The sequence below is a fragment of the Nocardioides sp. genome (assembly GCF_031422975.1).
In the GTDB taxonomy this organism is placed as follows: Bacteria; Actinomycetota; Actinomycetes; order Propionibacteriales; family Nocardioidaceae; genus Nocardioides.
In genome coordinates, this window is sequence record NZ_JANPEO010000253.1 from 1 (window position 1) to 2,616 (window position 2,616).

3 protein-coding genes are annotated in these 2,616 nt (G+C 70.9%); 2 read left to right on the forward strand and 1 reads right to left on the reverse strand.

Annotated elements, in window-relative coordinates:
• The coding region (gene cofD / locus RMO85_RS07470; RefSeq protein ID WP_310528080.1) for a 2-phospho-L-lactate transferase at positions 1–857 on the reverse strand (857 nt) is incomplete at its 3' end.
• 166 nt (positions 858–1,023) lie between these two features.
• Between cofD and RMO85_RS07475 the strand changes: the two genes are divergently transcribed.
• Positions 1,024–1,281 (forward strand): WhiB family transcriptional regulator, encoded by a 258-nt coding sequence (locus RMO85_RS07475; RefSeq protein WP_310528082.1) that lies wholly within the window; start codon positions 1,024–1,026, stop codon positions 1,279–1,281.
• Positions 1,282–1,374: 93 nt separating this feature from the next.
• Positions 1,375–2,616, forward strand: a 1,242-nt coding sequence (locus tag RMO85_RS07480; protein ID WP_310528083.1) for a glycosyltransferase family 2 protein, incomplete at its 3' end; no start/stop codon positions are given.

A 2,616-nucleotide genomic window follows, 5' to 3' on the forward strand; every position in this document is an offset into this window, starting at 1 on the left:
CAGCCGTCCAGCACCCCACCGGCGGTGCGGGAACCGTAGTGGGCGGCCACGGCGGCGGCGGTGACGTCGACGCCGATCGCGGTGAGCATCTGGTGGGCCATGCCGCGCACGTGGGTGTCGCCGACGATGGGGGACAGGCCCACCACCGGGGCGGAGGTGGCTCTCAGGGCGCTCCTGATGCCGGGCACGCCGAGGATCGTGCCCACGGAGACGACGGGGTTCGACGGCGGCACGATGACCAGGTCGGCGTCGTTGATGGCCTCGAGCACGCCCGGTGCGGGGGTCGACTGGTCCAGACCGACGAACGCCAACGCCTGCGCGGGCACCTCGGCATGCAGGCGCACCCAGTACTCCTGGAAGTGGATGACACGCTTCCCGCTCGGCTCGTCGGGGTCGGCGATCGCGACGTGCGTCTCGACCCGGTCGTCGCTCATCGGCAACAACCGGACGCCCGGCTGCCAGCGCCGGCAGAGCGCCTGGGTGACCTCCGAGAGGGAGTAGCCCGCCTCCAGCATCTGGCTCCGGACGAGGTGGGTCGCGATGTCGCGGTCGCCCAGCCCGAACCAGGTCGAGTCCACGCCGTACGCCTCGAGTTCCTCCTTGGCGCTCCACGTCTCGTCCCGGCGGCCCCATCCGCGCTCGACGTCGATGCCCTCGCCGAGCGTGTACATCACGGTGTCCAGGTCGGGGCAGACCTTGAGGCCGTGGATCCACAGATCGTCGGCGGTGTTGGCGACGACCGTGACGACCGCGTCACCGGCCACGCCCGGGAGCGAGCGGAGGGCGATGCCGTGCAGCAGGCCCTGGAGGAACCTCGCGCCGCCCATGCCGCCGGAGAGAACGGTGATCTTCTGCATGCGAGCAGCCTGCCCTACTGCGCATCCCCCGTTCGGCGTCGACCCATGGCCCGTTCGGGCTATACCAGATTCGGGCTTGACTTCATGGGTACGACAGGCATGTAATTCCCACAGTGTTGTTCACATCGTTCGACACGCACCACCAAGGGTCGAAAGGGCGAAAGCCATGAGAGCAGAACTGTTTCTCCTTGAGCCGGACGCCGAAGACATGGGTTGGCAGGACCGTGCGCTCTGCGCGCAGACCGACCCGGAGGCCTTCTTCCCGGAGAAGGGCGGCTCCACGCGCGAGGCCAAGAAGGTCTGTCTGACGTGCGAGGTCCGCACCGACTGTCTCGAGTCCGCACTGATGAACGACGAGCGCTTCGGTATCTGGGGCGGACTCTCCGAGCGGGAGCGTCGCAAGCTGAAGAAGCATGCTGTCTGAGTCGAAGCACCGACCACCAGTCGCGCCCCGGGTCGTCCTCGCCCCGGGGCGACTGCATTTCAGGGCTGACCGCCTCCTCGCTAGGGTGCTCCGGTGACCGTCACCGCCCTGCTCGTCAGCCATGACGGGGCGCGATGGTTGCCCGCGGTCCTCGACGGCGTGGCGGCCCAGAACCGTTCGGTCGATGCGTTCGTCGCCGTCGACACGGGGAGCCGGGACGAGAGCGTCGAGCTGGTTCGAGCGGCCTGGGGCAACGAGGCCGTGCACGTGCTCGAGAGCTCGACGACCTACCCGCAGGCCGTGCGCGCCGCCCTCGCCACGTTGCCCCCCGTCGCCTCCGACGACGAGTGGATCTGGCTGCTGCACGACGATGCCAACCCGGCCCCCGACGCGCTGCTGGCACTGACGCTGGCGTTCGAGGAGTACCCCGAGGCCGACATCCTCGGTCCCAAGCTGCGCGAGTGGCCCTCGCTGCGGCGGCTGCTCGAGGTCGGCCTGACGATCACCGGCACCGGCCACCGAGAGACCGGACTCGAGCGCGGCGAGTACGACCAGGGGCAGCACGACGACGCCCGCCGGGTCCTGGCCGTCAACACCGCCGGCATGCTCGTGCGCCGACGTGTGCTCGAGGACCTCGGGGGCTTCGACGACGAGCTGCCCATCTTCGGCAACGACATCGACTTCGGCTGGCGCGCCGCCCAGGCAGGCCACCGGACGATGGTGATCCCGCAGGCGGTCGTCTTCCACGCCGAGGCCGCTCACCGCGGCGTACGCCGAACACCGCTGACCGGACGCCACACGCACTACCAGGAGCGCCGGGCCGCCCTGTTCACGATGCTCGCCAACGCTCCCGGGCGCCGGCTGCCGTGGCAGGTCATCCGCCTGTTCCTCGGTTCGCTGCTCCGCGTCCTGGGCTACCTCGTCGTCCGAGCGGTGGGGGAGGCGCTCGACGAGCTCGCGGCGGTGGTGTCGGTCTACTCCCGACCTGGCCACCTGCGCGCTGCCCGCCGCGCGCGCGCCGCTCGACGGGGCCGGGCCGCTGATGCCCGCCCGTTGCTGGCGCCCGGGTGGCTGCCCTACCGGCACGGACTCGACTTCCTCACCGACCTCGCGGCCGCGGCGACCAACCAGGCCGCCGATGTCGCGGAGCGCCGCCGCGACGCGAAGCTCGCGGCCGCCGAGCCGTCCCCAGCGAACGGGAGCGGGTCGCGCCCGCTCGGCGACGAGGAGGACGAGTTCCTCCAGGACTCCGGCATGGTGGCCAGGTTCGTGACCAACCCGGTGGCGATGGTGCTCACCCTCTTCGCCGTTGTGGCGATCGTCGCGGCCCGGCCG